The organism is Vibrio sp. Vb2131, assembly GCF_033338535.1.
GTDB classification, from domain to species: Bacteria; Pseudomonadota; Gammaproteobacteria; order Enterobacterales; family Vibrionaceae; genus Vibrio; species Vibrio alginolyticus.
This window is the reverse complement of record NZ_JAWOSW010000158.1, coordinates 1-527: the sequence shown is the minus strand read 5'-3', so window position 1 is coordinate 527 and position 527 is coordinate 1. Positions and strand designations below refer to the sequence as shown.

Annotated in this window: 1 protein-coding gene; it reads right to left on the bottom strand. The window is 45.0% G+C overall.

Annotated elements, in window-relative coordinates:
- On the bottom strand, nt 1-527 hold a 527-nt coding region (locus R7E38_RS23355), incomplete at both ends, for an amidohydrolase family protein (protein WP_318082231.1).

Sequence of the window (527 nt, the reverse complement as noted above, 5' to 3'; positions counted from 1 at the left end):
AAATCACTGCTCGATACCATATCGGCGTACGCAACCAAGTCGATCATCAGCTTGTCGTTTTTCGACGCGCGTTTCATCGCTTCATAACCTTCTGATGTTGCTCGTCCTTCTTGAGCTGTGGTATAGCCATATTTCGCGTACATACCTTGTGAGGCTTCTAACATGCGATCTTGAAGTTCTGAATCAATCAACTTATTGAGGTTGAACAGCATTGCAAAGTGCGCGTTTTCTTCTAGGACACCATTTGGCTCTTGGCTGTTTTCCATTCGGCGGATAATGCCACCTTTTGGATCTTCCGATTCTGATGTGATGCCTGCTAGCTCTAACGCTTTACTGTTCGCGACACTCAAATGCCCCGAAGTGTGGATGATCAATACAGGCTTATCTGTGCTGACTTTATCAAGATCCGCTTTGGTAGGGTAGTAATCCAGTTGGGCGTCGTCGTAACCAAAACCTAAAATCCATCCGGTTTTCTCAATGAATAGGCGTTGCGTATTATTGTTCTCGGCATTTTTCAGAGTTTCGAT